Annotated in this window: 21 protein-coding genes and 1 pseudogene; 12 read left to right on the top strand and 10 right to left on the bottom strand. The window is 40.4% G+C overall.

The window, feature by feature from the left end; translation table 11 throughout:
* The first annotated feature begins 82 nt into the window (after positions 1–82).
* The 3 genes from NCWK1_RS27730 to hetL all read left to right on the top strand — a co-directional run bounded on the left by NCWK1_RS27730 (position 83) and on the right by hetL (position 3,145).
* Positions 83–955, top strand: coding sequence for a 6-carboxytetrahydropterin synthase (locus tag NCWK1_RS27730; RefSeq protein WP_103126909.1), 873 nt, complete (start codon positions 83–85; stop codon positions 953–955).
* Between the two features lie 151 nt (positions 956–1,106).
* Positions 1,107–2,186, top strand: coding sequence for an NAD(P)H-dependent flavin oxidoreductase (locus NCWK1_RS27725; RefSeq protein WP_103126918.1), 1,080 nt, complete (start codon positions 1,107–1,109; stop codon positions 2,184–2,186).
* Between the two features lie 245 nt (positions 2,187–2,431).
* The gene (gene hetL, locus NCWK1_RS27720; RefSeq protein WP_103126908.1) at positions 2,432–3,145 is read left to right on the top strand and encodes a heterocyst differentiation pentapeptide repeat protein HetL; all 714 of its coding nucleotides are present in this window, start codon (positions 2,432–2,434) and stop codon (positions 3,143–3,145) included.
* Between the two features lie 107 nt (positions 3,146–3,252).
* Here the strand turns inward: hetL and acsF are convergent, their stop codons facing one another.
* Positions 3,253–4,308: a magnesium-protoporphyrin IX monomethyl ester (oxidative) cyclase gene (gene acsF / locus NCWK1_RS27715; RefSeq protein WP_103126907.1), complete on the bottom strand. Its 1,056-nt coding sequence runs from the start codon at positions 4,306–4,308 to the stop codon at positions 3,253–3,255.
* Positions 4,309–4,573: 265 nt separating this feature from the next.
* Here acsF and hemF point away from each other — a divergent pair, with 265 nt between their 5' ends.
* On the top strand, positions 4,574–5,617 hold the full coding sequence (gene hemF, locus NCWK1_RS27710) for an oxygen-dependent coproporphyrinogen oxidase (RefSeq protein ID WP_103126906.1): 1,044 nt from the start codon (positions 4,574–4,576) through the stop codon (positions 5,615–5,617).
* A gap of 93 nt (positions 5,618–5,710) precedes the next feature.
* Positions 5,711–5,974, top strand: a pseudogene (locus NCWK1_RS27705) (acyl-CoA desaturase); the annotation flags it as partial.
* A 161-nt stretch (positions 5,975–6,135) separates the two neighbouring features.
* On the opposite strand, the gene NCWK1_RS27700 reads toward NCWK1_RS27705, so the two are convergent.
* The gene (locus NCWK1_RS27700; RefSeq protein ID WP_096583626.1) at positions 6,136–7,086 is read right to left on the bottom strand and encodes an RpoD/SigA family RNA polymerase sigma factor; all 951 of its coding nucleotides are present in this window, start codon (positions 7,084–7,086) and stop codon (positions 6,136–6,138) included.
* A gap of 209 nt (positions 7,087–7,295) precedes the next feature.
* On the opposite strand from NCWK1_RS27700, the gene NCWK1_RS27695 reads away from it, so the two are divergent.
* The 3 genes from NCWK1_RS27695 (at position 7,296) to NCWK1_RS27685 (ending at position 11,079) form a co-directional block, all read left to right on the top strand.
* Entirely contained in the window at positions 7,296–7,673 is a 378-nt protein-coding gene (locus NCWK1_RS27695) for a hypothetical protein (protein ID WP_096583628.1), read from the top strand.
* Positions 7,674–7,708: 35 nt separating this feature from the next.
* Positions 7,709–8,611 carry a phosphotransferase gene (locus NCWK1_RS27690; RefSeq protein WP_103126905.1) on the top strand — a complete coding sequence of 301 codons (903 nt, stop codon included), beginning with the start codon at positions 7,709–7,711 and terminating at the stop codon, positions 8,609–8,611.
* A 134-nt stretch (positions 8,612–8,745) separates the two neighbouring features.
* Positions 8,746–11,079 (top strand): adenylate/guanylate cyclase domain-containing protein, encoded by a 2,334-nt coding sequence (locus NCWK1_RS27685; protein WP_103126904.1) that lies wholly within the window; start codon positions 8,746–8,748, stop codon positions 11,077–11,079.
* A gap of 54 nt (positions 11,080–11,133) precedes the next feature.
* Here NCWK1_RS27685 and NCWK1_RS27680 read toward each other — a convergent pair whose 3' ends face one another.
* The 3 genes from NCWK1_RS27680 to NCWK1_RS27670 all read right to left on the bottom strand — a co-directional run bounded on the left by NCWK1_RS27680 (position 11,134) and on the right by NCWK1_RS27670 (position 13,509).
* Positions 11,134–12,309: a homospermidine biosynthesis protein gene (locus NCWK1_RS27680; protein ID WP_103126903.1), complete on the bottom strand. Its 1,176-nt coding sequence runs from the start codon at positions 12,307–12,309 to the stop codon at positions 11,134–11,136.
* Positions 12,310–12,350: 41 nt separating this feature from the next.
* Positions 12,351–12,869: an O-acetyl-ADP-ribose deacetylase gene (locus tag NCWK1_RS27675; protein ID WP_103126902.1), complete on the bottom strand. Its 519-nt coding sequence runs from the start codon at positions 12,867–12,869 to the stop codon at positions 12,351–12,353.
* Between the two features lie 262 nt (positions 12,870–13,131).
* Positions 13,132–13,509: a fucose-binding lectin II gene (locus NCWK1_RS27670; RefSeq protein ID WP_096583637.1), complete on the bottom strand. Its 378-nt coding sequence runs from the start codon at positions 13,507–13,509 to the stop codon at positions 13,132–13,134.
* Positions 13,510–14,092: 583 nt separating this feature from the next.
* On the opposite strand from NCWK1_RS27670, the gene cobO reads away from it, so the two are divergent.
* Entirely contained in the window at positions 14,093–14,788 is a 696-nt protein-coding gene (gene cobO, locus NCWK1_RS27665) for a cob(I)yrinic acid a,c-diamide adenosyltransferase (protein ID WP_096585679.1), read from the top strand.
* A gap of 53 nt (positions 14,789–14,841) precedes the next feature.
* Here the strand turns inward: cobO and NCWK1_RS27660 are convergent, their stop codons facing one another.
* Positions 14,842–15,558, bottom strand: coding sequence for a hypothetical protein (locus tag NCWK1_RS27660; protein WP_103126901.1), 717 nt, complete (start codon positions 15,556–15,558; stop codon positions 14,842–14,844).
* Between the two features lie 413 nt (positions 15,559–15,971).
* Between NCWK1_RS27660 and NCWK1_RS27655 the strand changes: the two genes are divergently transcribed.
* A complete protein-coding gene (locus NCWK1_RS27655) occupies positions 15,972–16,655 on the top strand; it encodes a Uma2 family endonuclease (RefSeq protein ID WP_103126917.1) in 684 nt (227 codons plus the stop codon).
* Between the two features lie 181 nt (positions 16,656–16,836).
* The gene (locus tag NCWK1_RS27650) at positions 16,837–17,484 is read left to right on the top strand and encodes a DUF4241 domain-containing protein (RefSeq protein WP_103126900.1); all 648 of its coding nucleotides are present in this window, start codon (positions 16,837–16,839) and stop codon (positions 17,482–17,484) included.
* Positions 17,485–17,589: 105 nt separating this feature from the next.
* Here the strand turns inward: NCWK1_RS27650 and NCWK1_RS27645 are convergent, their stop codons facing one another.
* The 3 genes from NCWK1_RS27645 to NCWK1_RS27635 form a co-directional block, all read right to left on the bottom strand.
* The gene (locus tag NCWK1_RS27645; protein WP_096583641.1) at positions 17,590–18,573 is read right to left on the bottom strand and encodes an RNA polymerase sigma factor, RpoD/SigA family; all 984 of its coding nucleotides are present in this window, start codon (positions 18,571–18,573) and stop codon (positions 17,590–17,592) included.
* 635 nt (positions 18,574–19,208) lie between these two features.
* The gene (locus tag NCWK1_RS27640; protein WP_103126899.1) at positions 19,209–20,948 is read right to left on the bottom strand and encodes a helicase HerA domain-containing protein; all 1,740 of its coding nucleotides are present in this window, start codon (positions 20,946–20,948) and stop codon (positions 19,209–19,211) included.
* A 100-nt stretch (positions 20,949–21,048) separates the two neighbouring features.
* Entirely contained in the window at positions 21,049–21,840 is a 792-nt protein-coding gene (locus NCWK1_RS27635; RefSeq protein ID WP_096583645.1) for a glutathione S-transferase, read from the bottom strand.
* Positions 21,841–22,468: 628 nt separating this feature from the next.
* Between NCWK1_RS27635 and NCWK1_RS27630 the strand changes: the two genes are divergently transcribed.
* Entirely contained in the window at positions 22,469–23,311 is an 843-nt protein-coding gene (locus tag NCWK1_RS27630; RefSeq protein ID WP_103126898.1) for a fasciclin domain-containing protein, read from the top strand.
* A gap of 98 nt (positions 23,312–23,409) precedes the next feature.
* Here NCWK1_RS27630 and NCWK1_RS27625 read toward each other — a convergent pair whose 3' ends face one another.
* Positions 23,410–26,382 carry a methyl-accepting chemotaxis protein gene (locus NCWK1_RS27625; protein ID WP_103126916.1) on the bottom strand — a complete coding sequence of 991 codons (2,973 nt, stop codon included), beginning with the start codon at positions 26,380–26,382 and terminating at the stop codon, positions 23,410–23,412.
* Between the last annotated feature and the right edge of the window lie 223 nt (positions 26,383–26,605).

Here is a 26,605-nt window from a genome sequence, read left to right as displayed (position 1 = left end):
CTCTCACCACAGACCAAGAAATTAGTTTATGCTGGAAAAAGTGAAAGATTAAGAAAGTTTAAAATTTTTTCCCAGTGTACTCATGCAATGTATCGTAAATCGCCGCGCTCAATTTTCGGCTAGTCATCGCTATTGGCTACCCGAACTGAGTGAAGCTGAGAATTTTGAGAAATTTGGTGCTGGCTCAAAATTTCCTGGACATGGACATAACTATGTTTTATTTATTTCCCTAGCTGGGGAACTAGATAAGTATGGTATGGTGCTGAATTTGTCTGATGTTAAACAAGTAATTAAACGCGAAGTTACCAGCGTTCTAGATTTTTCTTATCTCAATGATATCTGGGCAGAATTTCAAGAAACTCTCCCCACCACTGAAAATATTGCACGGGTTATCTGGCGGCGGTTAGCACCCCACTTGCCTGTAGTCCGCGTACAGTTATTTGAACATCCTGAACTTTGGGCAGATTATATGGGAAACTCAATGGAAGCTTACCTCAGTATCAGTACTCACTTCAGCGCTGCCCATCGGTTGGCACATCCTGATCTTAGCTTAGAAGATAACACTGAGATTTATGGTAAATGCGCTCGGACTAACGGCCACGGACACAACTATCATTTAGAAGTGACTGTGAAAGGCGAAATTGATCAGCGCACCGGGATGATTGTTGATTTAGGTGCATTGCATCAAGCGATCGCCGATTATGTGGTAGAACCATTTGATCACACCTTTTTGAATAAAGATGTGCCTTATTTTGCGGAGGTTGTGCCGACTGCGGAAAATATCGCCCTGTATATTAGTAATTTACTGCGATCGCCCATCCAAAACCTAGGAGCGCAGCTTTACAAAATCAAACTAATAGAAAGTCCCAATAACTCCTGCGAAATCTACTGCACAGATACAGACTCAAATTCTATGAGTGCGGTAGATAGTCAACCAGTTTTAGCTAGGTTGTAATTTTTGTAGAGACGCGAAATTTCGCGTCTCTAATTTTTTCCAGGGTGGGGAAAGAACCGGAAACATACACACAGATAACGGCTCAATCAAAGTCACACGGAGATGATAAAATTACTCTTCAGTTATTTAGTTAAGAATGAGTAATTATCAAATGTCCCCGATGCTTCATCCCTTGCAGATTGGTAAACATATTGCCCGTTATCCTATCATGCAAGCAGCAATGGCAGTACGGGTATCTGGCGCACAATTAGCTGGCGCAGTTGCCAATGCTGGCGGTGTAGGGATAATTGCTTCGCTGGGGCTAGGTTTAGATTCTCCTTACTTTAATCAACGCAAACGTAGTAGTTTTTTCGCCGCCAATCGACTCGCACTCATCGATGAATTGTCTCAAGCCAGGAGTATCAGCCCAGATGGAGTAATTGGGGTAAATATTCTTGTAGGGACGAAAGATTACTCAAAATTAGCAACAACCGCCGCAGCCGAGGGCGCAAATTTAATTGTGACTGGGGCAGGAATGCCTTTAACTTTACCAGAATATACTGTTGATTTTCCTGATGTTGCCCTTGTACCGACTATAGCCAATGTCGAGGCGGCTCAGTTTCTTTGTCAGACTTGGAAAAGTCGATATAATCGTTTACCCGATGCTTTAATTGTAGAAAATTGCCAGAAGGTGGGCGGACATTTTACCCAATGTGAACAGATAAATGTTCCGGGGTTTTCCATTGGGTGGGTGATTTCGCAAATTCGAGATTATTTAATAGAGACGATGGGTGCGAGGATACCTTTGATTGTGACAGGGGGAATTAGCGATCGCCACGATATTAATCAAATGTTAGCAATTGGGGCGGATGGCGTGCAAATTGGTACTCGCTTTATTACGACAATTGAATGTGATGCCAATCAACGTTATAAAGAACGTCATTTGCAAGCAAATTTAGCAGATATCGTCACAGTACCCAGCCCCGTTGGCAAACCTAGTCGGGCTTTACGCAATTCTTTTGCCGAGCAAATCATAACAGATTCATTACAGGAACGGCGGTGTATTGCCAACTGTTTAGAAACTTGTTTATTTCGAGATAAAGGCAAAACCTATTGCTTGTTGAATGCTTTAGCTCAAGCCGCCCGTGGTGATGTAGAACATGGTTTAATTTTTTCAGGTGCTAATGTTAGTCATCCTGAGCGTATCATGTCTGTTGCAGAATTGATGGCAGATTTGACGGCTAAGGTCTAGTAGCAACAGTGTGGTGAATTGAGCGCTAAATCTGCATTGTGGCTAAGGCTGCTGCATCTAGGCTGTTTTTCCCAGAACATCATGCTTAATTAACTACAATAAAATTTTTAGGACTAACGAAAAAACCTCTCCAACTCTTCTGACTCTGTGCCTCTGTGGTACCTTGCGGGAAACTACTTGCGCGTCTAAGATTTTCCAGAACCCATAAAGTAATTTCTTCAACCTAGAATTTTTAACATTAATTTATGAATATAAATGAAATTCTCAAATCATATATTGCTGGCAAAAGAAACTTCCAAAAACTCAATTTAAAAGAAGCCGAATTAACTAATGCCAATCTTACAGGTGCAGATTTTAGCTATGCTGACTTGCGTCAAACAAGATTGGGTAAAACGAATCTCAGCCAAGCTTGTTTACGAGAAGCGGACTTGAGTGAATCTATTCTTTGGGGTATAGATTTAAGTGAAGCAGACTTATATCGTGCTGTGCTGCGAGAAGCTGATTTAACAGGTGCGAAATTAGTCAATACTCGGTTAGAAGAAACTAACTTAATTAAATCTAGTATGTGTGGCGCGAATTTGCATGGGGCAAACTTATCTCGTGCGTTGCTATTTCAGGTAGATTTACGCCCTAGTTCTAACCAGCGCACAGATTTAGGATATGCGGTTTTGAGTGGAGCAGATTTAAGTTACGCTGACCTCAGAGCCGTGTCTTTGCATCACGCTAATTTAGATCAAGCCAAATTGTGCCGTGCTAATTTGAGTAAGACAATTCAGTGGGGTAACTTAGCCGCAGATTTAAGTGGAGCTAGTTTAAAAAATGCAGACTTGAGTTATGCCAATCTCGATAGTGCAGTTCTGCGAAAAGCAAATCTGCAAGGCGCAGACTTAACAGGGGCGATTCTCACAAATGCTGATTTTCAAGGAGCCATCATGCCTGATGGTAGCGTTCATGATTGAATTATGAGCGATCGCTACACAAATTAAGTTGTCAATAAAATACGGCAACAACCTCCTTTAAAAAATATTGGGAGGTTGTTATCCTAATTGGGAAACTTTTCCCAAAACTAACGCACGGTTGCTCGCAAATTCTCAGTATCAATGGGTTTGATCAGGTAAAGCAACAATAGATTCCCAACAATAGCGGCAATTAATGGTAGTTTACGCATCAGCTTGATAAATTTTGACTGAGAACTGCGCTCAATGTTGGCAATTTTTAAGTTGTAACCCGCACAGCGTTGTAATCGAGTGAAGAACTGGGGATGTTCGGTATTTAACATCACCGGAAAAGCCCGTCCGGCTGTTTCATTTGTGTTCTGCACAACCTGGCGGTCAAATTCTGTCGCATCAAGTCCTAATGATTTGTAAAAACCAGACCGTTCATGAACTGTCATTGTGTGGGTAGCAAATACCGATAGCAAAAAAAAGCGACTCCACAGTTTAGCTTTCCAGTTGTTCCATAGTTGCGGTTGAGAACGTAACAGCGCCTTAAATATATCCCCGTGGCGGTTTTCGTCCTGACACCAACTCTCAAAGTAGCGGAATATGGGGTAAAACTGGTTTTCTGGGTGCTGTTCTAGATGTCTGTAAATAATGATGTAACGCCAATAGCCGATTTTTTCTGATAGGTAAACGGTATACAGTACCCACTCTATTGGGAAAAACGTATAGGTGCGGGTTTTAGTCACCGTGGCTAAATCTAGGGAAAGTTTAAAATCCCCCATTGCTTTGTTGAGAAAGCCGGCGTGGCGAGCTTCATCCCGCGCCATTAATTGAAACATCTCTGCTAATAGGGGACTGCAATTTTTCAACTTGCGGGATAATTCCTTGAACAGCAAAAAGCCAGAAAATTCAGAAATGCAAGAGCGCTCTAAATACTCAATAAACGCTTGTCTCGCTTCGCCGTCAATGTGTTCCCATGATTGCTCAAATGCTTCATCTCGGACAAAGTGGTGACGGTTGTAGTCTGCTCGCATCTCGGCTAACATCGCCTGCAATTCTGTATCTTGAGCAGATAAATCTAGGTTGGCAGCTTTTTCAAAATCTGTTGTATAAAACCGAGGCGTGAGTACAGTTTCTTTGCTGGGGGTTTTAATTCCTGGTTTGGGTAGAGTATTAACCATAAGTAATGCGGTAATTCAGTAAATAACTTTATAGCTATCAAGTTATAATAGGTAGCATTTTTTGACTAGACCTCTTTACAATCCTTTAGTAAAGTCGGAAATTACTAGGGTCTAGATGCAATATCTGACAATCTAAAAGCTTGAGATGGCAGGATTTTAGACAATTTATTAACTTTTGCAACTTCCCCGAACTAAATCTCGTTCATAACTATAGAGTTATTAAGTGGTAGCAATTACACTTACTCGAAGTTTTAGAGGTTTTACCATGCGCCGTCATTCTGATCGTTCTCTGCAAGTATCTCCAAATCACACAACATTCCTGGCATCACCTACCAACACCATACCCAAGGATTCACGACAACGAGTGCAACAATTCATGCAGAACATACAGGATGAGATTTGCACAGGGTTAGAGCAACTGGACGGGGAAGCACGCTTTCAACAAGATTATTGGGAGCGAGAAGAAGGGGGAGTAGGACGTACTCGCGTGATTCGAGAAGGGCGGGTGTTTGAGCAGGGTGGCGTAAACTTTTCCGCAGTGTGGGGGAAAAGCTTACCGCCTGCTATTTTGGCGCAACGTCCAGAAGCTGCTGGACATGACTTTTTTGCCACAGGAACTTCAATGGTGCTGCATCCTCGTAATCCTTATGTACCCACCGTACATCTCAACTATCGCTACTTTGAGGCTGGCCCGATTTGGTGGTTTGGTGGTGGGGCTGATTTAACACCATATTATACCTTTAAAGAGGATGCTGTTCACTTTCATCAGACACTAAAAAATGCTTGTGATGTTCATCATGCAGAATATTATCCAACCTTTAAACGTTGGTGTGATGAATACTTTTATTTACAGCATCGCCAAGAACAGCGAGGTATTGGCGGAATTTTCTTCGATTATCAAGATGCTAGTAGTCAGCTTTATGTTGGCTGTCAAGTAGATACTCCAGCGGCAATTTACAGCCAAAAAGTGGGCAATGTAGAGCGTAACTGGGAAGATATTTTTGCTTTTGTGCAGTCTTGCGGTCAAGCTTTTTTACCTGCTTACGTACCCATTGTAGAACGACGACAACAAACAGAGTATGGCGATCGCCAGCGTCATTTTCAACTTTACCGTCGGGGTCGTTACGTTGAGTTTAATTTAGTCTACGACAGAGGTACAGTTTTCGGGCTGCAAACAAAGGGAAGGACTGAATCGATTCTCATGTCTTTACCACCTTTAGCTCGTTGGGAATATTGCTATGAACCAGAAGCAGGAAGCCCGGAAGCAGAACTGACAGAAGTTTTTCTCCAGCCTAGAGATTGGGTGTAAGGAAGGCAAAGGTAAAAAGGCAAAAGTAAAAAGTCAAAGTTTTACTTTTTGAATTTTAAATTGGGATGAGGAGTGTTTGTGAAATTTAATACAATCAGGGCTTACTCAGATAATCCCCAGGCGTTGCGTCTGGATTGGCTAACTGTAGTATTTTTTGGGATAATTCATGCCCTGGCATTATTAGCACCGTGGTGTTTTTCATGGTCTGCATTAGCTGTAGCGTTGTTTCTACACTGGCTATTTGGCAGTATTGGAGTTTGTCTAGGCTATCACCGACTGTTGAGCCATCGCAGCTTGCGTGTGCCTAAGTGGTTAGAGTATGCGATCGCAATTTTGGGTGCGCTATCTCTGCAAGGAGTATGAAGCTGAACCCTATAAATCATGTACAGACGTTGTATACAACGTCTGTACATGAACTCTTTTTCTGACTCAGCAATCAGCGAGAACTTGCGTGCGGAGAGAACTTGCGTGCGCGGGTTCCCCGCGTTGAGCAAAGTTCGGTAACTTAGCACTAAATATTAGGAAGATAAATATTGTCCCATTTCTGGTTGTTGACGACGCAAAATATTCATAGCTTGCTGCTGAATTTGACGAACTCGTTCTCGGCTAACATTGAGCTTTTCGCCAATCTGAGCCAAACTGCGTTCTTGATTGTCTAAAAGTCCAAAGCGCAAAATTAAGACTTCACGTTGTACGGGTTTGAGTGAAGCTAACAAATTATCCAAGTCCTGGCGTAGCATTTCTTGAGTAATTTGTTCATTGGGTGAGATGCCATCATCACTTAAAAGTTCACTGAGTTCTGTGTCTTGGTTATCCCCCACTTTTAAATCTAAAGAAATTGTTGAACTAGCAGCACTGAGATATTCTCGAATTTGGCTTGCTTGTATATCCAATTTTTGAGCAATCTCTGTAACAGTAGCGCGGCGACCAAGGGTTTGAAACAATTCTCGCTGGACTTTTTTAATTTGATTGAGTTTTTCGTTAACGTGAATTGGTAGTCTAACAGTACGGGATTTTTCGGCGATCGCTCTGGTGATAGCTTGACTAATCCACCAGTAGGCGTAAGTTGATAACTTATAGCCACGGTTGGGATCAAACTTTTCTATACCTCGTTGTAACCCGATCGCACCTTCTTGAATCAAATCCAATAACTCCAGATTGCGACGCTGGTATTTTTTGGCGATAGAAACCACCAGTCGGAGGTTTGCTGTCACCATTTTTTGTTTAGCTCTCTGACCAAGCTGAAGTATTTGAGTAACTTCAGCTTCACTTTTGTTGACAAAATCTGCTAATTCTGCTAACTTCGGTTCCCGATGCAATTGTTGACTAAGTTGCTTTTTCTGCTCCTCAACGGCAATCATTTGCTGTACTTGCCTGCCATAAGTTATTTCTTGGTCTGAGGTGAGTAAAGGGAACTGGCCAATCTCTCGTAAATAAACGCGTACCATGTCAGGACTTAGGCTGGACATACAACTTTCAAACTGCTCTTTTCGATAATTTCAGACGAATCTAAAAGTATAAATCAAATAGCCTCAGAAAAAATGCCAATCAGGACAAGCCATTTTGTGCTGCGATCTCGGTCATCCTTCCTCATGCGGAAAAATTATTCGCCAACTGAGTTCACACACTAGATGATGGGTTTAACGATAGACTGGGAAAAATTCTTGAGGAAATATTCATGGCAAAATCCAACGGGGCGAAAGGAGAAACTTCTACTCAAGAACCTGCTGTAGCTTCAAATACCGAAGATACAGTCACGGTTCAAGATGCGCCCGAACCAGTAGAGGATGTCCAAGATATTGATAATATCCTGAACTCGCTGAAAGCTTTACTCAGTAGCGTTGAAAAACTGCAAAAAGTTCGTCAGGAAGTCGGCGATATTAAACCTTTAGTCCAAAGAATGCTAGATGGTGAACTATTGGCTGGTGAGGAGTTGGAATCACTCAAGGCTGGGGTAAGTGGTCTAGTACGTCTAGTTAAGGCTTACAGTGACCATCAAGCCGCATTAACAAAAGCCCAACCAGCAAGAAACTTGCTAGACGAAATCCTAAAATAGCATCCAGCTAACTGAAGTTTTCTGCTTTCGCCATCATGACTAGTCCATCGGAAAAGTCTCGTCTCGAAAATGCTATCAAGGCCGCTTGTGCAGTCGCCAAACAACAAGGGCTGAATTTTGATGAGGCTGTGATTCTGCAAGACAGAAGCAATTTGGTGATTCATTTACAGCCTGTCCCTGTAGTTGCACGTATAGCAACTACAACGGGTACAGTGCGCTTTGGTGATGCTTGGTTTGCCAAAGAAGTCGCCGTAGCTAGTTATTTAGCCGCAGCAGGCGCACCTGTGGTGAGTCCAACCAACCTCATTCAACCAGGGCCGCATCAGCATAATGGATTAGTTCTAAGTTTTTGGGAATTTGTCGAAGAAATAGATGAACTACCAGACGCAACTATTGTTGGACAGACTTTACGAGATTGTCATGAAGCTTTAGTAGACTTTGCAGGTGAATTGACAGTTTTAGATCCTTTAAATGAGTCTGAGAGTTTGCTGTCTACTCTCATATCTCAAGCAGCATTCAGCCTCAGTGATGCCCAAATGTTGCAAGCAGTAAATCATCATCTCAAAAGTCGATTTCAGCAACTTCAGTTACCGATGCAACCGCTTCATGGAGACTCCAATTTTTCTAATGTGCTTAACACCACACGCGGAGTACTATGGACAGATTGGGAAGATACGTTTATTGGTCACATTGCTTGGGATATTGCCTGTTTTATTGCTTCTAGCTATGTCTTTGGTACGGACATAGAACGTGCCACGGCGGCATTGAATGGTTATGATCTAGTGATAGATCAGGAAATATTAGATTTGTTTATTGAAGCGCGGACTTTTCAAGGCGTAATGTGGAATTTCATTATTGGGCAACAACATCCTGAGAGTCTGGAACGGTTAGAAGTTCGCCTCAGTTGGTTACGCGATCGCTATCACACAGTATCTTAAATTGTTAAATCTTTGATGAATAAACTATAGAATTATAACTGGTACTGAAATGTAAATACTAGGACTAGAGGCTTTAGTCTTGAGTCTTGAGGGAATGAAATATTAAATAATTGCATTACTTACTCAAGAACATAATGAAACACGAAGTAGTCGAGCAGATTTTTAATAAATATTCGACTTTACGTAAATTTGAATATTTAGAACTAGATGTTCATTTCTGTATTGTAGATAAATCTGAGCAAGTACAGCGCTTTGCCCTGCAACCAGAAGCGGTGATTTTAGGCACAGATATTCGTTTAGGGTTTCCTGAATTTATTGGCAAAGAAGAGATATTAAAATCTATCATCCAAGGTCAACAAGCAAGTTTTGAATTAGTAGCAATTAGAAGAACTTGTGAGAATCAACCGGATATTTATATCAACATATATATTATTGGTGAATCTAGCGAAAAGCTATCGGAAATAAGATTGATAATTTTTATTGAAGATGTTACAGAAAAATTTCAATCAAAACAAGATTTATCAAAATTAACTAACGCTACTAGTCTGCTGTCAATGACACTGGTAACATATAAAAATTATATGGATACAGTTATCAATTCAATGGCAGATGCCTTATTGATAACTACCAATACAGGCAAAATTAAGCAAGTTAATCCGGCAGCGCAAAAGTTGTTTGATTTTTCCGAAGAAGAATTAATCAATAAACCAATATCTTTGATATTTGATGACAATTTTTTATTACTCAGGATTATTAATCATTACAGCAAAATCAACCGAGATTTACAGCATTTTGAAGTTGTTTGCCGCAAAAAAACGCGAGAAAAAGTGCTAGTAGCTTTTTCTTGTACAGTGATGCAGAAAAAAAATGAAGTTTTAGAAGATATTATTTATCTTGGTCGAGATATTACGAGTCGCCAGCGTCGAGAACAACGTCATGTTGCCCAATATGCTATTACCCGAATTCTCTCAGAATCACACAATATTCAACAGGCAATACCAGAAATTTTACAGGCAATTTGTCAAAATTTAGAGTGGGATGTAGGGGAATTATGGACAACAAGTGAATATATTAGTACAAATGTGCCAGAAGAAAGTGATGATGCAGTATTAAGATGCGTAGAAATTTGGTCAAGCCGACTCGTAGCAGTGCGTGAATTTAAAGCTGTGACATGGCAAACTACATATCTTCCGAGTGTGGGACTACCTGGACAAATTTGGGAAAGACGTTCTGCTTTATGGATTAAAAATATTTTAGACTATGGAGATTTACAGCGATCGCCCACTGCTGTCACAGCGGGATTACGTTCAGCATTTGGGTTCCCCATCCTAGACGACAATAAAATTTTAGGAGTGATGACTTTTTTTAGCCGCGATGTCCAACCCAAAGATGCAGACTTGTTACAAATGATGGTTTCTGTCAGTAGTCAAATCGCTCATTTTATGAAACGCAAACAAGCAGAAGATGATTTGTTAGAAAGTGAATCTCGATACCGTGATATTTGTGAAAATGCTAATGATTTAATTCAGTCTGTTAATGCGTATGGACGATTTTTATATGTTAATCGAACATGGTGTCAAACATTAGGATACAGCGCCGCAGAAGTGGAGCAAATGAATGTATTTGACATTATACATCCTGATTCTCAAGAACATTGTCGACAAATGTTTTATCGTTTAATGTCAGGAGAACAGTTAGACCAAGTTAAGGCGGCTTTCATTGCTAAAAATGGTCAAACAGTTTTTTTAGAAGGTAATATAAATTGTAAATTTGCTCATGGCATACCAGTAGCAACTCGTGGGATTTTTCGTAATATTACAAGGCGAGTAGCATTAGAAGCAGCATTGCAGCAACAGGAAGCACAAACAGAACAACTCTGGCAAGCAAGAATACCAGCATTGACATCTAATAATCTCCAAACACCAATAGAGGGTACAGCCGCAGATGTGATTAATGTGACTGTTTTATGTGCAGATATTGTCGGTTTAAACGAAATTTCAGCTTTGGAAAGTGCGATGCAATTAGTTAATTTACTCTGTCCAATTTTTGCCAATTTCGATCGTCTTTGTAATCGCTACGGTTTAGAAAAAATCAAAACCATCAATGAAGCGTATATAGTGATTGGGGGATTACCTACAAAACGCTCAGATCATGCCCAAGCTATAGCGCAAATGGCGTTAGATATGCAAAATGCGATCGCCACATTTAATATAGAAAATCAGCAAAACCTGAAAATTTGCGTCGGTATCCATACAGGAGTCGTCACAGCAGCTGCACTTGGTTTAATAGACACAATCAATATTGCTAAATCTATCGAGTCTCAAAGTTTAGCCGACACTATTCAAGTTAGCGCTACTGCTTACGAATATATACGTGATGAATTTATTCTAGAACCACAGGATGAAATAGAAATTCCCCATCAGCAGCAAATGACAACTTATCTGCTACTGGGAAAAAGTAAAAAGTAAAAAGGTAAAAGTCAAAAGATTTATTGTTTTAACTTTTACCTTTTACCTTTTCGATTATTGATTATTCGGAATTAATCTACCGCAAGGATAAGTTGTAACACCTTTGGCTGCATCTTCAGCCATTGCTGTAGGTACTTTATCCGATGGTTGCGTTTTAGCTGCGAGATAATCTTTTTGTAGGGTGCTTAACATTGCTTCCCGCTGATCGTACAACCGCTTTAAGGGACGAGGCGCACATTGATTCATTACATAAGCTGTAACTAAGGGTAAGGCGATCGTGCTATCGGTATAACAAACAATTGTGCTGGGTAACTCTTCTGGGTCAATTTTACCCCAGCTGACCGCCTCGGATGGAGTCGCCCCAGACAAACCGCCAGTATCAGGACGCGCATCAGTAAACTGGACAAAGAAATCATGTCCGCGTTCTTCTAATCCTAGTACCTCATGAATTTGCGGTTGAGTTTGGAGTAAGAAGTTTTTGGGACTACCGCCGCCAAGAATTACTGCCGCGCTTCTACCGTTTCCCTCTCTGGCATTGTAGGCGATCGCAGCTGTCTCATTCACATCAATGGCGGGATCTAAAATTAATTGCGAACCTTCTAACGCCAAAGCTGCAACGTTCATCCCAATGGAACTATCCCCAGGCGAGGAAGTGTAAATTGGTACGCCATATTCATAAGCTGTCGCCAGCAAGCAAGAATGCTGCACTCCCAATTGCTTTTCGACTTCTCGGACATACTTACCTAAAAGATAATGAAACTCTGCTGTTCCCATTCGCTTTTGGAAAGGTTCAGCTTGCAAAATCTTGCGAATGAAAGCATCGGTTTCTAACAAAACATCGTAGCCAAAGATAATGTCATAAATGCGGATAGTACCTTCTTCCCGCAGTTTCACATCATCCAAAAATGGATTCCCCGCAAATAGTTCAAAGCCTAACCCATAGTGCATATCATGGTAAAGATTCGCCCCAGTGCTAATCATCCAGTCGATGAAACCGTTGCGAATTAAAGGTGCTAATGCTGAAACTCCAAATCCTGCTGGTGTCATCGCACCAGAAAGACTAACGCCCACCGTCACGCCATCTTGCAGGACATCTTGACTCAGGAGTTGGCAGACTTCCCGCAAACGTGCTGAATTGTAGGCTGTGAAATAATTATTAATTAAATCTACTACCCCAATATTGGTTGGTATGGGTGTAGGTGCGATTTTTTGACCACGCTGTTTTGACATTTTGCACTCCCGAACAGTAAACGCGCCGAATCTAATGTTAACTATGTTTCAGTAACTTCTTGCATCGTCTTGCTGTATAAATCGAATGCAGTTTGACCAAAACAGACGAAAATCACTTGTTCTAGGGAGCTTGTTTGGAGTAAAAACTTTTTAACTTCGGTGATCGCAATTTTACAAGCGCGTTCCATCGGGAAATTATAAACACCTGTACTAATAGCTGGAAAAGCAATAGTTTTAACTTGGTATTGTTCCGCTAAAGCCAAACTGTGACGGTAACAACTAGCTAACAACTCATCCTCTCCATAATTTCCGCCTTTCCACACTGGCCCAACTGTATGAATTACCCATTTTGCTGGCAAGTTATAACCTTTTGTAATCTTCGCCTCACCAGTTGCACAACCCCTTAACTCTCGACATTCTGCCAGTAATTCTGGCCCTGCGGCGCGATGAATTGCACCATCAACACCACCACCACCTAATAAAGAACTATTAGCTGCGTTAACAATTGCATCCACTGATAATTGAGTAATATCACCTTGATTGATTTCTATAAGACTCATATTTTACTTTTGAAATACACATCTACTACAAGGCTTTTAATGTGTTAGGCGTAAGCCGTAACGCACCCCTACTGGAATGAGTGTACTGATTTTTTACCCAAATCAAAAATGATGAGTCATATATTGAAGTTTGTATTCATTTTTTCAAATTCTTATATCATTTCAGTATGAAAATGCAATAAACCTGCTTACGCAGGCTTATCAATAAGCTGAGAATTAAGAGATTAACTGAAATGCCAAGATTATCAATGCTATACCTACACTAATAACTTGTTTTCCAACTAAATTGAATTACGGTGTCGTTATAATCGGTATCATCTCCATTTTCAGCAACTACTATCAGAAAATTAGTAGAACCTATTTGATATGGGCCGCCAGTTCTTAAATCGGAACTAACCCAATTTCCGTCTCCTTGAGATTCAACTTTTATTTTAAAAGGTGAATCAAATCTATTTTGAACTGAACCTAGAAGCTGTTTCTCTCCACTTCCTTCAAATTTATACAGTTCTTGACTATCAGTAAAGAAAGTTACTCTCTGTGTCAATTGCGAGTGACTTGTTACTGTAGCACTAACATTGCTATCAGTCGGAAAATAAACTTCAGCAACTTGATTATTAACTACAATATTAGCAGTAGGCATATTTTTAGCACCTATTTTCGTGTGTTATGGTTGGGAGAGTAGTCATTAGAACAGTAAACATATTTTGATGTTCTTTACTCGTTGACTAAACATATCAAATCTTCAATTCTTGAACAAGGACAGTTAAGATACTTAAGGAATTTATTTTTACATCAATTGACATTTAAGACATTTAAAGAACCCATTGTTTCGGCTGATATCACCTATCGGTTTGTCTGTTAATAAAAACAACACCGACTTCTTTAAAAAGTTGGTGTTATTAAATCTCGTCAAAGTTACTACAAAACTTTATATAAAAAATGCTTTAATAAAAATATTGAATTATTGATAAGAGCCGTAAAATTATACTTCTATGACTAATGTTTATAGTAATTTTTAAAGCATCATTATCAAATAAATTAGAAGTTTACTGTCATTTTAGATAAAATCTCTGCGTCCGCTTCTATCAGTAAATTATTGTATAGCTATCGTAAATAATTTATAAAAATCTCTCGTCCTTGTCTTCCGTGTCCTCCTTTTCTCCCTTGTCTCTTTTGTTCGCTACAGTCCTATTTCCTCTAGTAGTTATTTTCATAAAATGTTGATGAGCAAAGATACACCAGAAGAATTAGAATCAGATAGAGAAATCGAACGCTTGATTGATGAAGTAATGTCCTCATCCCTAAATAATGATTCTAAGCTGAATGACGAGCAGTATCGCCAAAAAATGCAGCGCCGTAAAGAAATCCAAGATCGGCGCATAGCACAAGCTGTCCCAGAGAAGGGGTTAGTGATTGTTAATACTGGTAACGGTAAAGGCAAAACTACTGCGGCGCTGGGAATGGTGTTGCGATCGCTTGGTCATGGCTATAAAGTGGCGATCGTCCAGTTCATCAAAGGCGCGTGGGAACCCTCGGAAAAACAGGTTTTCAGCTATTGGGAAGACCAACTTGAATTTCACGCGATGGGTGAAGGCTTTACCTGGGAAACTCAAGATCGCGATCGCGACCTCGAAAAAGCGCAAGCAGCTTGGGAAAAATCTTTAGAATACATCCGCAACCCAGATTTTCAGTTGGTACTGTTGGATGAAATTAATATCGCCTTAAAAATGGCTTATTTACAAATAGAAGAAGTTTTAGCAGGCTTGGCAGAAAAACCACCATCAAAACACATAATTCTCACAGGTAGAGGCGCACCCGCAGCTTTAATTGAGCGTGCTGACTTAGTAACCGAAATGACCTTAATCAAACATCCTTTCCGTGACCAAGGTGTGAAAGCTCAACCAGGAATTGAATTTTAATTAAGTGTGAAGTCTGAAATGTTTAGTACATAATAAATTTCATACTTCATACTTTATAATTCAGCTTGACACATCTGTAAAATGCGGCGATCGCTAGGACTAAGCGATTGAATCGGATGATAGTCTTGTAATGCTACTGAGTAAGCATAATTGTTGAACTCATCATCAGAAATAGATGGGATTGTACTGGTTGTAGCTACATCTGAGCTACTTACTTCATCTTGTGAGCCATTGACAGTCATTGCCAACTCACCAGATTTATCAATTGTGCCTTGAAAACAACTAAATTCAGAGCTAGGCATATATAACGCACCAGTTACTTTACCTTGCTGCTTCTGAAATACGATATAGCCTTGACCAATTTGGTTTGGTGTTGGTGATTGTCCATAGAGATAAACTCCATCTTTTGTGGGAATATTTCTCTTAGGCATCACTCCGGTTTCTTTACCTGCTTTTTGATAGTGTCTAGGAGATATATCTCTAGATTCAGAATCTATAATTTCACTCTCAAAAGCTACTGTTTGTTGTGGCGATCGCTGTTCTTGAATTTCTCTCAGCCGCGACAACAACGAATTCTCAGAACTAATATATTGATGACTTGTCAATCTGGAAAAATTACCATCCACAGATGCTGAAGTTGTGGCTGTTTGTAATTGTTTGCTAAGTACAGGTTTAGTCTGCTCACTGACAACACCAGCGGTTAAAACTAAGCCAACAACAGAAATTGTTAGCTGGCGAGGGGATAAGAATTTAGAAATATTGTTAAGCACCCGACCACTCCTGTTACGAAATTAACTGTCTCCTCTGCGACTCACTTAAACCATAACCAACTGTGTATCGTTCAAGGTTCCGTCGATAGTTTGATTTAGTTTTTTCAAAATAAAAATTCGTCAAAAAAAGAAGCTTTGTGGAATATTTGACGATAAACTCACACTATCATCACTTATAGAATTTACTCTTCACCCAATAGAATCACCCTATCGGGTGATGTATTTTTTAAATGAAATATTTTGATAACTTTTGATAGCTCATTCTTTACAAATATTGATATTCTCGTTGTCGATTGAGTTAACTATAATCAGCTACAACAGCCAAGCTCTGCATTCCGCAAAAGATGAAAATTTCATCTGTTGGGTGTAGAGTAACGGAAAAGCAGAGACAAGAGGCTCAGGAAATTATTTATATGATATCTGCTGACAAGACTTCTGAACTGTTGATAACTCCACCTTTAGAAAATGGTGACAGGCTCACCCGTGCGGAATTTGAGCGTCGCTACCACGCTATGCCAAATCTCAAAAAAGCAGAATTAATTGAAGGAGTTGTTTACGTGGCTTCTCCTGTACGCGCAAAAAAACACGGTAAACCCCATAGCCGCATTATGGGCTGGTTAGTCGCTTATGAAGCTGCTACCCCAGGAGTGGAAACCCTGGATAATACCACTGTTTTATTAGATGCTGATAACGAACCACAACCAGACGCACTTCTGAGAATAGAACAAGGTGGACAGTCAAGAATTACCCAAGATGATTATGTTGAAGGTGCGCCAGAATTAATTGTAGAGATTGCTGCTTCTAGTGCTTCTTATGATTTGCATGAAAAACTCAAAGTCTATCGTCGTAATCAAGTACAAGAATATTTAGTTTGGCGAGTTTACGACAACCAATTCGATTGGTTTAGGTTAAATGCAGGCGAGTATATTCAACTTGAACCAAATTCAGATGATGTAGTTTGCTCTCAAGTATTTCCAGGGTTGTGGTTAGCAAAGTCAGCATTATTATCAGGGGACTTAGCTCACGTTTTAGCCACTTTACAGGAAGGATTATCTACACCAGAACATCAGAGTTTTGTGGAGAAATTATCGAGTTAGCCTCCACACTAAAATTCCTAGAAATTGAAAATAATGAATCTAACCTGCTTGTCTCACTTTGGTAGGATAAAAATAAATATATGTGGAAAATATATGTAGATTTTACTGCGTGTCCATTAAGTTTAATAATATTGCATATGATAATATTTGAAAAAACTTAGAAATATAGAATATTTGACAGATGGATTATATCAAATTCGTACAAGCTTTTCAAAATCAGCAAGTTGCTAGTTCTGAGCCTAATGAAATTATTTTTAATACTTATAATATTGGAGAATTAGTTTTAACTTCAGGGAGATTAGTAGCTTGCGATCCTCTGGTTAATCCAGATAGAGAACCCTTTAAAGTTACTTTAACACCAGGTCGTTATCCAGTGATTTTAAGTGTTGCTCATCTTCAAAAGAATAATGACCGAAGAGTGGCTTATGCCATGCTCTGTATTAGCCAACAAACTCCTGTAAGGTGGGAAATGGCTACGACTTGTGATGAATATGAAAACTTAAGTTTGCTTGCTGAAGGAGAGATTTTTGGATATGGTGTTGACTCTGGAACAGGTTGCTTTATGGATGCTGATGCTGCTGAAATTATTAATGAATCAATGTATTCTGCTTATTCTACAAAAACAAGAGCAGAAGATTTAACTTACCAAATTGAATGCGAGTTACAAAAAAACTATAGCGATACATGGGCTTGGGCAAATATTTGTGTAAATAGCTCAACTCAAGCCAATGTAATTGCATTTCATTCTGGTTGGGGTGATGGTACTTATCCTACTTATTTTGGGTATGATGCAACAAATAACATCGTGAACGTTATCACTGAATTTTAATCTATAGAATGTTTCGATATTGCAAGCGATCGCACTATACTTACTAAAAAAACGCCCCCTGAATTCAGGAGGCGCATCACCGTTATCGAGTTATTGATTCTGCAATTAACTAGCAACGTATTCTTTAACGTTGGCGCGGCGGCGACGCAAATGAGCCAGTGCTTGGTGTTCGAGTTGACGAACACGTTCGCGGCTAAGATTCAATCTTTCACCAACTTTCGCCAAGGACAATTCGTTACCATCCTCTAAACCAAAGCGCAGAGCCAACACTTCCCGCTGTTGGGGTGTGAGTTCGGCTAACAAGGTGTTGAGGTCTTGGCGCAAGAACTCTTGGGTGGTGTAATACTCTGGTGATGGCCCATCATCTTCCAACATTTCTTGCAGTTCGGTGTCTTGGTTATCACCAACACGCACATCTAAAGAAACTGGCTGACGCGCCATATTCAGATATTCTCGAATTTGGACTGGTTCTAATTCCAGTTCTTTGGCGATTTCAGCGGGTGTAGGAGAACGCCCTAATGTTTGGGCTAGTTCGCGCTGAACTTTTTTGATTTTATTGAGTTTTTCGGTAATGTGAATCGGTAAACGAATGGTGCGCCCTTGTTGAGCGATCGCGCGGGTAATCGCTTGGCGAATCCACCAGTAAGCGTAGGTTGAGAATTTATAGCCGCGTGTGGGGTCAAATTTCTCTACACCTCTTTCTAACCCAAGTGTTCCTTCTTGAATTAAATCGAGAAATTCCATGTTGCGTTTCTGGTATTTCTTGGCGATCGCTACGACTAAGCGTAAATTCGCTTCAATCATTTTTTGCTTCGCCCGTTTACCTTGAGCTACCGTTTGCTTGACATCGGTTTCTGATTGTTTAACATGGTTTGCCCACTCTGGTAAACTCGGTTCGCGGTGCAATTTCTTTGTCAAAGCTTCTTTCGCTTCGACAAGTTTCATCATTTGTTGCACCTGCTTCCCAAAGACAATTTCTTGCTCACGGGTTAGCAGTGGTACACGACCAATTTCCCGCAGATAGGTTCGCACCATATCAGCCGTGAATTTGGTGTTCAGGTTTTCAGTTTGGGTGTTAACAGTAGGCATTGGTGCGTTGTCCTCTACTCCGTAAACACAATGAATCTTTAATAACTAACAACAATTAGGAAAAACTATCTATAAAAACACCGAACTCAGGTGGTTCCTGGGGATTGCGTATTGAGAAATTTATTCCCCCTACTCCTCGACTTGTTTCTCTTTCGTTCTGGCTTCAACAGTTCATGACGGCTATATAAGAATAATCAGTTCATATACATGAGATTCCAGAAGACGAGTCTCTCTGATAGGTTCCCCCTACCCTTACGTAATTTTTAGGTCTTGCAAAAGCACACTGGGTTGTTTTCAAGAATTCTTCTTTATCTTCAGTTGGTATCGGCAACTGACAAATCCGAAGTCGGTATGAGTTTTATTTGCTTTTATCTTAGGGCAAATCAGATGGATAGTAAAGTAGTCTAGAGAAAGAGAAGATTATACTCCAAAAGTGTATATTTACAAACAGAAATTAATTTCCTTAGAGTGCTTACTATATCTATAGTGACGGCAAATCCCCCTCTTATGTTGCCTATCGGTAGGGAGAAAACCGAACTCTCTGGGCATATTTTTGGAGGGATGTTACGAATTGGTCAATGGTTATAAGTCAAGAGTCAATAGTAAATGCAATGGACTTTTGACTATTGACAAAATTAAAATCCCAAGTCGGCTTTAGCGAGTTCCGCAGCGGCGAATACTTCTGCGTCTGGCTTTTCTTCCCAAGCTGGATCACCGATTTCGGCGTAGAAAGTAGCATCATAAGGACGAGTACGCACAACGACTGGCATAGGAACAGCGTGGCCTAAAATCAAGGCTTGTTGTTTGGAGTCTAATTTGGACAATACCGATCGCAGTCCACCTGCACCAGATACACCCGTGAAAATTGCATCGATGTCTTTTTCGTCGTTGAGTAAAGCTGTGATCCGAGTACCAATCTGGGACATAACTTCATTATCTATTCCCGACGGTCGTTGATCAACTACTAGCAACGTTACGAAATATTTCCGCAGTTCCCGCGCGATCGTCCCAAAGATCGTACTTTGGACTATAGCCGGGTCGAGAAAACGATGCGCCTCTTCAATGGTAATCATTAAGGGGGTGGGGCGATCGTTGGGGTTTTTGCTTTGCAAGAACTTATCAGCTTTGCGGACATAATGCTCATGGATACGTCTGGTGATCATATTAGTCACCAACATATAAGAGAGCATATTTGACTGGGAACCAAATTCTACCACTACATTCTTGCCGGCTTCCAGAGATTGTAAGATTTTATTAATGTAGTTTTGGGGGCAAACTGCCCGCATATACTTCAAACCGTCTAGGCGCAAGAGTTTCCGCTGTAAGGCCATAATCGAGCCTTTGTGTCCCCGCTTTTCTTCGCAGAACATCTCGATTTCTTCGTTGGTCATGTTCAGCAGTTGCACAATCCAAGCTTTGTTGAATTCGCTGTAGAGAATATTAGCGTTATCTAATGCTGCTTCTGACAGTCCTAAATCGCGGCTACATAATTTAATATCTTCAACTTCTATTTGTTCGTAACTCAGATATAGTTCTTGAGAATCGCGCACACCCCGACGCTTGGTTGATTCGGGGTCGAGGGTGTAGACTTCAACTTTCCCTGGAAATAACTGCTTTAAGCCTTTGACTGTGTTAACATTCTTCCCTTCGGCTACAGCTTCCCAACCGTATTCTGAGTGCATATCAAAAATCAAGTTGACTGCGGCATTTTTGCGAATGACACCAGCCAAAAGTAAGCGGGTAAGAAAAGATTTACCTGTACCAGATTTCCCAAAAACGCCGTTGCTGCGTTCCACAAACCGATTTAAATCGATGCACACAGGTACATCCATATCTAATGGTTTACCAATGGCAAAATTCTTTCTGTGGATGTCATCTTCCCAACCAAAGACGCGGCGAAAGTCTTCTTCACTTGCGTCGAAAACCTGACTAAAATGACTGGGAATAGTTTTGACTGGTAGTAATTCCATCGTGGTACTTGTTTGGGGCTGCAATGATGCCAAACTCGTATTTGATGGGACAAATGGATTTACAGATTTACCGTTAGTTGGAGAAAAAGACTCATTAGATTCAGGGGTAAACATCAACATCGGCGCTAAGGCGATGGTTCCATAAGTACCACTTCCGGCTAAAACATCTCGCAAAAAAGTGTCTTCCCAACTCGGCGGATTAGCAATAATCCGAGCGTTTGCAGTTCCCAGGGATACATCTGTCAGCATACAGAAAAACCGCGATCGCATCCCTTGGACAACTAAAAACTTACCCACCCGCATATCTTCTACAGAAATATCCGGGTGTAGTCTTACTTCTAATCCGCCAGTTAGTGAGCCTTGGATTACCGAACCTAATGGTTTTACCAATTTGTCATTTGTCATTGGTTAATGGTCATTGGTCAAGAGTCAAAAGTCAATGGTTAATGGTCAATAGTCAATGGTTTTTACTCTGGACTTTGGACTTTGGACTATTGACGAATTACTAATCAATCTGAATCGAGGTTGGTGCTGTACCAGATGGCGATGCACTGATTAATGGTTTGCGAAATTGAGTGTAAAGGCGATCGCGCCATTCAAAGAATAATTGATAATCGGGATTATGGGCGATGCTTGGCACACCTTGACCTCTGAGACTGGCGGGTAAATCTAAATAAGCGCCTTCAGGGAACTTCAATAATATTGATAAACCAGCCACGGCTAAATCGGCTAAGGTTGGTTCATCGCCTGTGAGATAGGGACTGTCTGTCAATAATAAGGTTAATGCTTCTAGGTCTTGCTTTAAATCGGCGATCGCTGATTTAATCACATCTGGGCTATATCCTACACCCAAACCTACAACTGTCAAAATATCGCTGGGTACGCCTTCGACTAAACTACGAAAAATGTCTGGTGTTGATGTGGGTAATAAAGATTTGCGAAAATTTTGATCTTGACTAATAGCGGCAAAAAGTGCTTTTCTGCCTTTAATTCCAATCGATTCATCTGCCCATTCTTCGATTAATAAGGTTAAAGCTTTTTGCTTGGGATTTTGCGGTATTAATGGGCGCTCAGGATATTTTAAGTCTAAATACTTAGCTATTTCTGTAGAATCTACAATGTAGCGATTACCATCTTTTAATACTGGCACTTGTCTTTGACCAGTGAGACGAAATAGTTCTATCTGTCCTATGCCAGGAGTAACTTCAATTTTGCGGTACTCTAAACCTTTGTAATCTAGAATTAGCCGCACTTTTTCTGAGTATTGAGAGAGTTCCCATTGGTATAATTCTAGCATGTTGTATCCCTGGATACTGAGTTATAAAATAACTCTCTAATTTTATCTTTACTTCCCAAAAATTTGCCAAGTTAAAATAAAATCTATCAGACAAATATTGCTCTAACTAGTTATTTTACCTGGATTTGATATTGATCAAATTTCTAATTACTCAGAGAAATTTTTTGCAACTCTAGACTAAGCAATACAAAACCAAATCATTCTGATCATCTTCCCCAAGGTTCTGCTATGGGTTCGTCAAAATCTTGAGAAAAATAATTGGTATTTTCTGTAAGGGATAATTATGTGCTGCTAAAAATTTGCTTTCGCCAGATAAAATCTGAAAAATTAGCTGACTATTGAGGTTAAGCACAATTTCAATGTTAGTTTTTGTCACTGTATCAATGAGAATTACGAGATTCAGATCTATTTCTTGAATTTAAAGTTGTTTTATACTAGATTTTTCTAGATAATTTTTATACTTTTATTGTCAGCAATTTTGCTATTAATATATTGATTGAATAGTTATTTAAACACAAAAAAAATGGAAATTTATATTAAATATCTTACTTTTCAGATTAGATTTTTTGTGTAGCAAAGTGATATAAGTCTTTATGTAAACTGTGTTAAATCAAAACAAACAAAATTTATGAAGGGGCATAACAGCAAGTTATTGACTAATTTAGCAAGTATGGCGGGAGTATTAGGGGTGAGTCTCCTTGTTACTTTACCATCACAAGCCAAAGAAGTTCTGAATCCTAGTCCTAGCATTTTTAGCGAAGCTCCTTACAACCGGAGTCAACGGGTGCAGTCCAATGCTAGTTATACACCTGTTACGCCAGCGATCGCCACAGATAAAAACAACGCTCGTAATGCAAATATAGTAGCTCAAAAAAGCCCAAACAGAGGGTTAAATCCTCGCCCTAGCATTTTTGATGAGCCTCCCTATAACCGTGGTAGTCAGTCTGCGCCTAGCGAAACTGCACCGACTCCCATAACTCCACCAACGACACCAGAGAAACCACCAGCATCAGAGAAACCCCCAGCTAAACCGCCAACTAGCGGTACCAGCAATAAAAACAAAACTGTTGTAGCATTAGCTGAATCGAACAGTTCCTTTAAAACCCTCACCGCAGCTTTAAAAGCCGCAGGATTAATTGAAACTTTACAAGGTGCAGGGCCTTTCACAATTTTTGCCCCGACTGATGCAGCCTTTGCCAAACTTCCCCCAGATGCTTTAAACGACTTGTTAAAGCCAGAAAATAAGGAAGTTCTGGTGAAGATATTAACTTATCATGTCGTACCGGGCAAAGTATTGTCCTCCGATTTAAAATCTGGTCAAGTAACCAGCTTGCAAGGAGATCCAATTTCTGTGAAAGTTGATGGCAATGGGGTAGTAGTGAATGATGGTAAAGTCACTCAGGCAGATATTCAAGGCAGCAACGGTGTGATTCATGCGATCGACAATGTAATTTTGCCGCCTAGCTTGTAGTTTATTTCTCCAGGACTGATGCACAAATGTAGTCTGTTAAGACAGACTGGGTATAAGGGTGTAAGGGTGTATAAAGCTACACCTTTCCACCTTACTCCTTATACATTGTTTTCAGTCCAATCTTGGGCGATCGCTGCTAACTTAGTGAAATTTTTAGCTAAGTTAACAGTGTTTGCCGTTGTCTGTTGTGAGGTACTAGCAACTTCAAGCAGAGATTGGCTGGCTGCGGTAGAAATTTCGACTTGGTTGTTAGCCGCCTGCATCAGTTCTGTCAGTAGCACATTCACATAGTGGTTCATGGCGGTAATGCGGTCTAGTGCTTGCTGAGTTGCTTCAATTTCTTGAGTGCTGGCGATCGCTTGTTGCTCTCCTCCCTGCATTAACTCCGTTACTTCGGTGTGAGCTACGTAAAGTTCGCCAACTAAAGATGAGATTTTTGTGATGTCATCATCCAACTGCTGCGCCAAAGACAGTACTTCTTCCGCCGTAGTTACAAATTCTTGCCCAGATTCTCCAGTCCGTACTGCTTCAAACACAACCTTCATCGCTTGGCGCTTCATTTGAGATGCTACCTGAGCAATCAAGTTAACTTTTGATAATAGTGTTTGAGATGGCTGCTCAAAATGTTTCAGCTTTGTAGCAGCTTCCACAACTGTATTACTAACTGCCGAAATCCCATCTAAAATTCCATTCATACCTTGCTGACCAGTTTCTACTTGTGTGTAGATTTGTTGGGCTTGGTTGTCTAGTTCTTGCAAACGCCGAAAAATTGCTTGATTCCCATTAGCTAATGCTTGAATTTGATTATGGGCATCTGTGATCATATCCATCTGGCTAATTGCTTGACTTGAAAGAATTTCCACAATAGTTTGATGATCTTTCAACAATTTAGATACTTGAGATTGCCAGGCTTCTTTGTGCAGATGTTGTTGTTGCAAGGCAGATTCTACAGATTGATATGCTTGCTCTACTTGGTCTAACAGTCGCGCATGGTCGAGGGCAAATCCTACTTGCATGGCTAACTGAGCAAACAAATCAATTTCCGGTTGTTGCCAATCTCGTGGTGCAGCACATTGATGGGCAATTAATAAGCCGAATAACTGGTCATCTTTGAGAATTGGTGCGACTAAATTTGCTTTAACGGCGAAAGGTTCAAGTTGACTGATGTGACAAGCACTCAAACCTGCTGTGTAAATATCATTAGTTGCTTGAACTCGACCTGTTCTGTATTGATCTACATAACCTTCAGCAAAGCAAGGGTCTTTAATTTTGGCACGCAATGCTTTCGGAAAACCGGGAACTACAGCTTCGGCGATGACTGTGCCGTACCAGTCGGCATCAAAACCATAAACCATCACTCGGTCTGTACTGAGGGCTTTGCGAATTTCCTCTACAGTAGTTTTCAGAACATCTTCTTCATTCAACGATTCTCTGATTTTGCGCGTAATGTCTACAAGTAGCTGAGTACGTACTCCTTCAGCATCAATCCGCTGGAGTAATCTGGCATGGTCGAGGGCAAATCCTACCTGCATCGCTAACTGAGCCACTAAATCAATTTCTAGTTGTTGCCAATCTCGTGGTGCAGCACATTGATGGGCAATTAATAAGCCGAATAACTGGTCATCTTTGAGAATTGGTGTGACTAAATTTGCTTTAACGGCGAAAGGTTCAAGTTGACTAATGTGACAAGCACTCAAACCTGCTGTGTAAATGTCATTAGTTGCTTGAACTCGACCTGTTCTGTATTGATCTACATAACCTTCAGCAAAGCAAGGGTCTTTAATTTTGGCACGCAATGCTTTCGGAAAACCGGGAACTACAGCTTCTGCAATAACTGTGCCGTACCAGTCAGCATCAAAACCATAAACCATCACTCGGTCTGTACTGAGGGCTTTGCGAATTTCCTCTACAGTAGTTTTCAGAACATCTTCTTCATTCAACGATTCTCTGATTTTGCGCGTAATATTAATCACTACATGAGCTTGGTCGGCTCTTTTGTCTATTTGTTCTACTAGTCTGGTATGGTCTAGGGCAAATCCTAGTTGGGTAGCGACTTGAGCAAATAAATCGATTTCAGCTTGTTGCCAAAAACGGGGTGCGGAACATTGATGACCGATTAACAAGCCAAATAACTGATTATTTTTGAGGATAGGTGCAACTAAATTAGCTTTAATACCAAATCTTTCTAACAATCCAATGTGACAATCTGTCAGGTTAGCTTGATAAATATTATTGATAGCTCTGACACGTCCTTGACGGTACTGTTCGATGTATCTTTCCTGAAAACAGGGATCAGCAACTGTCGCCCATAAGATTTTGGGTAAACCAGGTGCTGCTGATTCTTCTAAAAACGAGCCATTCCCATGAGAGTCAAAGTGAAAGATGACTACACGGTCGAATCGCAGAGCTTGACGAACTTCTTCAACTGTGGTTCTTAACAGATTTTCTTGCGAAAGTGCTGCCTGCATCCGGCGAGTTAGGTTAATTAACAACTGAGAACGTTCAGTTTCGGTTTCTTGTTTGGAGAGTAAGACTGGTAATTGAAGTTGTAGCTGGTTAATGTTGGCTTTGAGTGCAACTAATTCATCTTGTTCTGCAATATCAGTTTGCGTTTCTATTTCTTCTCGACGACTTAATCTATTAACTAAGACAGTAGAAATTTCAGCCGCTGACAGTACTGGTCGTGTGAGACGATGGGAGATTAGAGATGCGATCGCACCTGATATCACAGCAATGATTCCCGTCCCCCATAATAAAGATGTTTGGTATTGCTTGAGGGTAATTTCTGCTGTTTGCAAATCTGCGGGGTTGGCTGACTTGGCTTGGTTAATTTGCTGAGTGAGCGACTGACTGCCAAAATAACTAACGGCACCTATACCCAACACTGGTAGGATGCTGATAGCGATCGCCCAACCAGTAACTTTCGATTTTAAGCTCCACGGCAAAATTGACTGGAGACGGCGGAAAGAATTGCTGCTGTTTACCCTGACATGACTGGCTTGGCTTAGGGATGGTTCAACTTCAGTAGTAGCAAGATTACTATTCAATTTCTTGGTAGAATGCTGATTCATTGAGCAAATTTTTCCTAAATTGACGGGATCTGCCATATACATTGGCCATAAAGTGGCAGGTATAAAGAACCGACTCTTATTGAGACATCAAGCTTACGGAGAATTGAGATAATACTACTTTTGTCAATGTATAATTTTGCTGAAATTTTCAAGATTTGAGCCAAATTTATTCAGTTTGGTCAAGCAATTTACTTAATAATAAATTACGAATTCTTGCTAAAAT

The organism is Nostoc cycadae WK-1 (genome assembly GCF_002897135.1).
Taxonomy (GTDB): Bacteria; Cyanobacteriota; Cyanobacteriia; order Cyanobacteriales; family Nostocaceae; genus Nostoc_B.
The sequence above is the reverse complement of the archived record's forward strand: the minus strand, read 5'-3'. Positions and strand labels throughout refer to the sequence as shown.

What these genes read in the sequence shown, in the direction of transcription:
- NCWK1_RS27695 (WP_096583628.1), top strand. Translation starts at nt 7,296, where the DNA reads ATGGCAAAATCCAACGGGGCGAAAGGAGAAACTTCTACTCAAGAACCT.
- NCWK1_RS27640 (WP_103126899.1), bottom strand. Translation starts at nt 20,948, where the DNA reads ATGACAAATGACAAATTGGTAAAACCATTAGGTTCGGTAATCCAAGGC.
- NCWK1_RS27625 (WP_103126916.1), bottom strand. Translation starts at nt 26,382, where the DNA reads ATGAATCAGCATTCTACCAAGAAATTGAATAGTAATCTTGCTACTACT.
- NCWK1_RS27650 (WP_103126900.1), top strand. Translation starts at nt 16,837, where the DNA reads ATGGATTATATCAAATTCGTACAAGCTTTTCAAAATCAGCAAGTTGCT.
- NCWK1_RS27635 (WP_096583645.1), bottom strand. Translation starts at nt 21,840, where the DNA reads ATGCTAGAATTATACCAATGGGAACTCTCTCAATACTCAGAAAAAGTG.
- NCWK1_RS27730 (WP_103126909.1), top strand. Translation starts at nt 83, where the DNA reads ATGCAATGTATCGTAAATCGCCGCGCTCAATTTTCGGCTAGTCATCGC.
- NCWK1_RS27685 (WP_103126904.1), top strand. Translation starts at nt 8,746, where the DNA reads ATGAAACACGAAGTAGTCGAGCAGATTTTTAATAAATATTCGACTTTA.
- NCWK1_RS27645 (WP_096583641.1), bottom strand. Translation starts at nt 18,573, where the DNA reads ATGCCTACTGTTAACACCCAAACTGAAAACCTGAACACCAAATTCACG.
- hetL (WP_103126908.1), top strand. Translation starts at nt 2,432, where the DNA reads ATGAATATAAATGAAATTCTCAAATCATATATTGCTGGCAAAAGAAAC.
- NCWK1_RS27655 (WP_103126917.1), top strand. Translation starts at nt 15,972, where the DNA reads ATGATATCTGCTGACAAGACTTCTGAACTGTTGATAACTCCACCTTTA.
- NCWK1_RS27630 (WP_103126898.1), top strand. Translation starts at nt 22,469, where the DNA reads ATGAAGGGGCATAACAGCAAGTTATTGACTAATTTAGCAAGTATGGCG.
- NCWK1_RS27690 (WP_103126905.1), top strand. Translation starts at nt 7,709, where the DNA reads ATGACTAGTCCATCGGAAAAGTCTCGTCTCGAAAATGCTATCAAGGCC.
- NCWK1_RS27725 (WP_103126918.1), top strand. Translation starts at nt 1,107, where the DNA reads ATGTCCCCGATGCTTCATCCCTTGCAGATTGGTAAACATATTGCCCGT.
- NCWK1_RS27700 (WP_096583626.1), bottom strand. Translation starts at nt 7,086, where the DNA reads ATGTCCAGCCTAAGTCCTGACATGGTACGCGTTTATTTACGAGAGATT.
- NCWK1_RS27670 (WP_096583637.1), bottom strand. Translation starts at nt 13,509, where the DNA reads ATGCCTACTGCTAATATTGTAGTTAATAATCAAGTTGCTGAAGTTTAT.
- hemF (WP_103126906.1), top strand. Translation starts at nt 4,574, where the DNA reads ATGCGCCGTCATTCTGATCGTTCTCTGCAAGTATCTCCAAATCACACA.
- NCWK1_RS27675 (WP_103126902.1), bottom strand. Translation starts at nt 12,869, where the DNA reads ATGAGTCTTATAGAAATCAATCAAGGTGATATTACTCAATTATCAGTG.
- cobO (WP_096585679.1), top strand. Translation starts at nt 14,093, where the DNA reads ATGAGCAAAGATACACCAGAAGAATTAGAATCAGATAGAGAAATCGAA.
- acsF (WP_103126907.1), bottom strand. Translation starts at nt 4,308, where the DNA reads ATGGTTAATACTCTACCCAAACCAGGAATTAAAACCCCCAGCAAAGAA.
- NCWK1_RS27680 (WP_103126903.1), bottom strand. Translation starts at nt 12,309, where the DNA reads ATGTCAAAACAGCGTGGTCAAAAAATCGCACCTACACCCATACCAACC.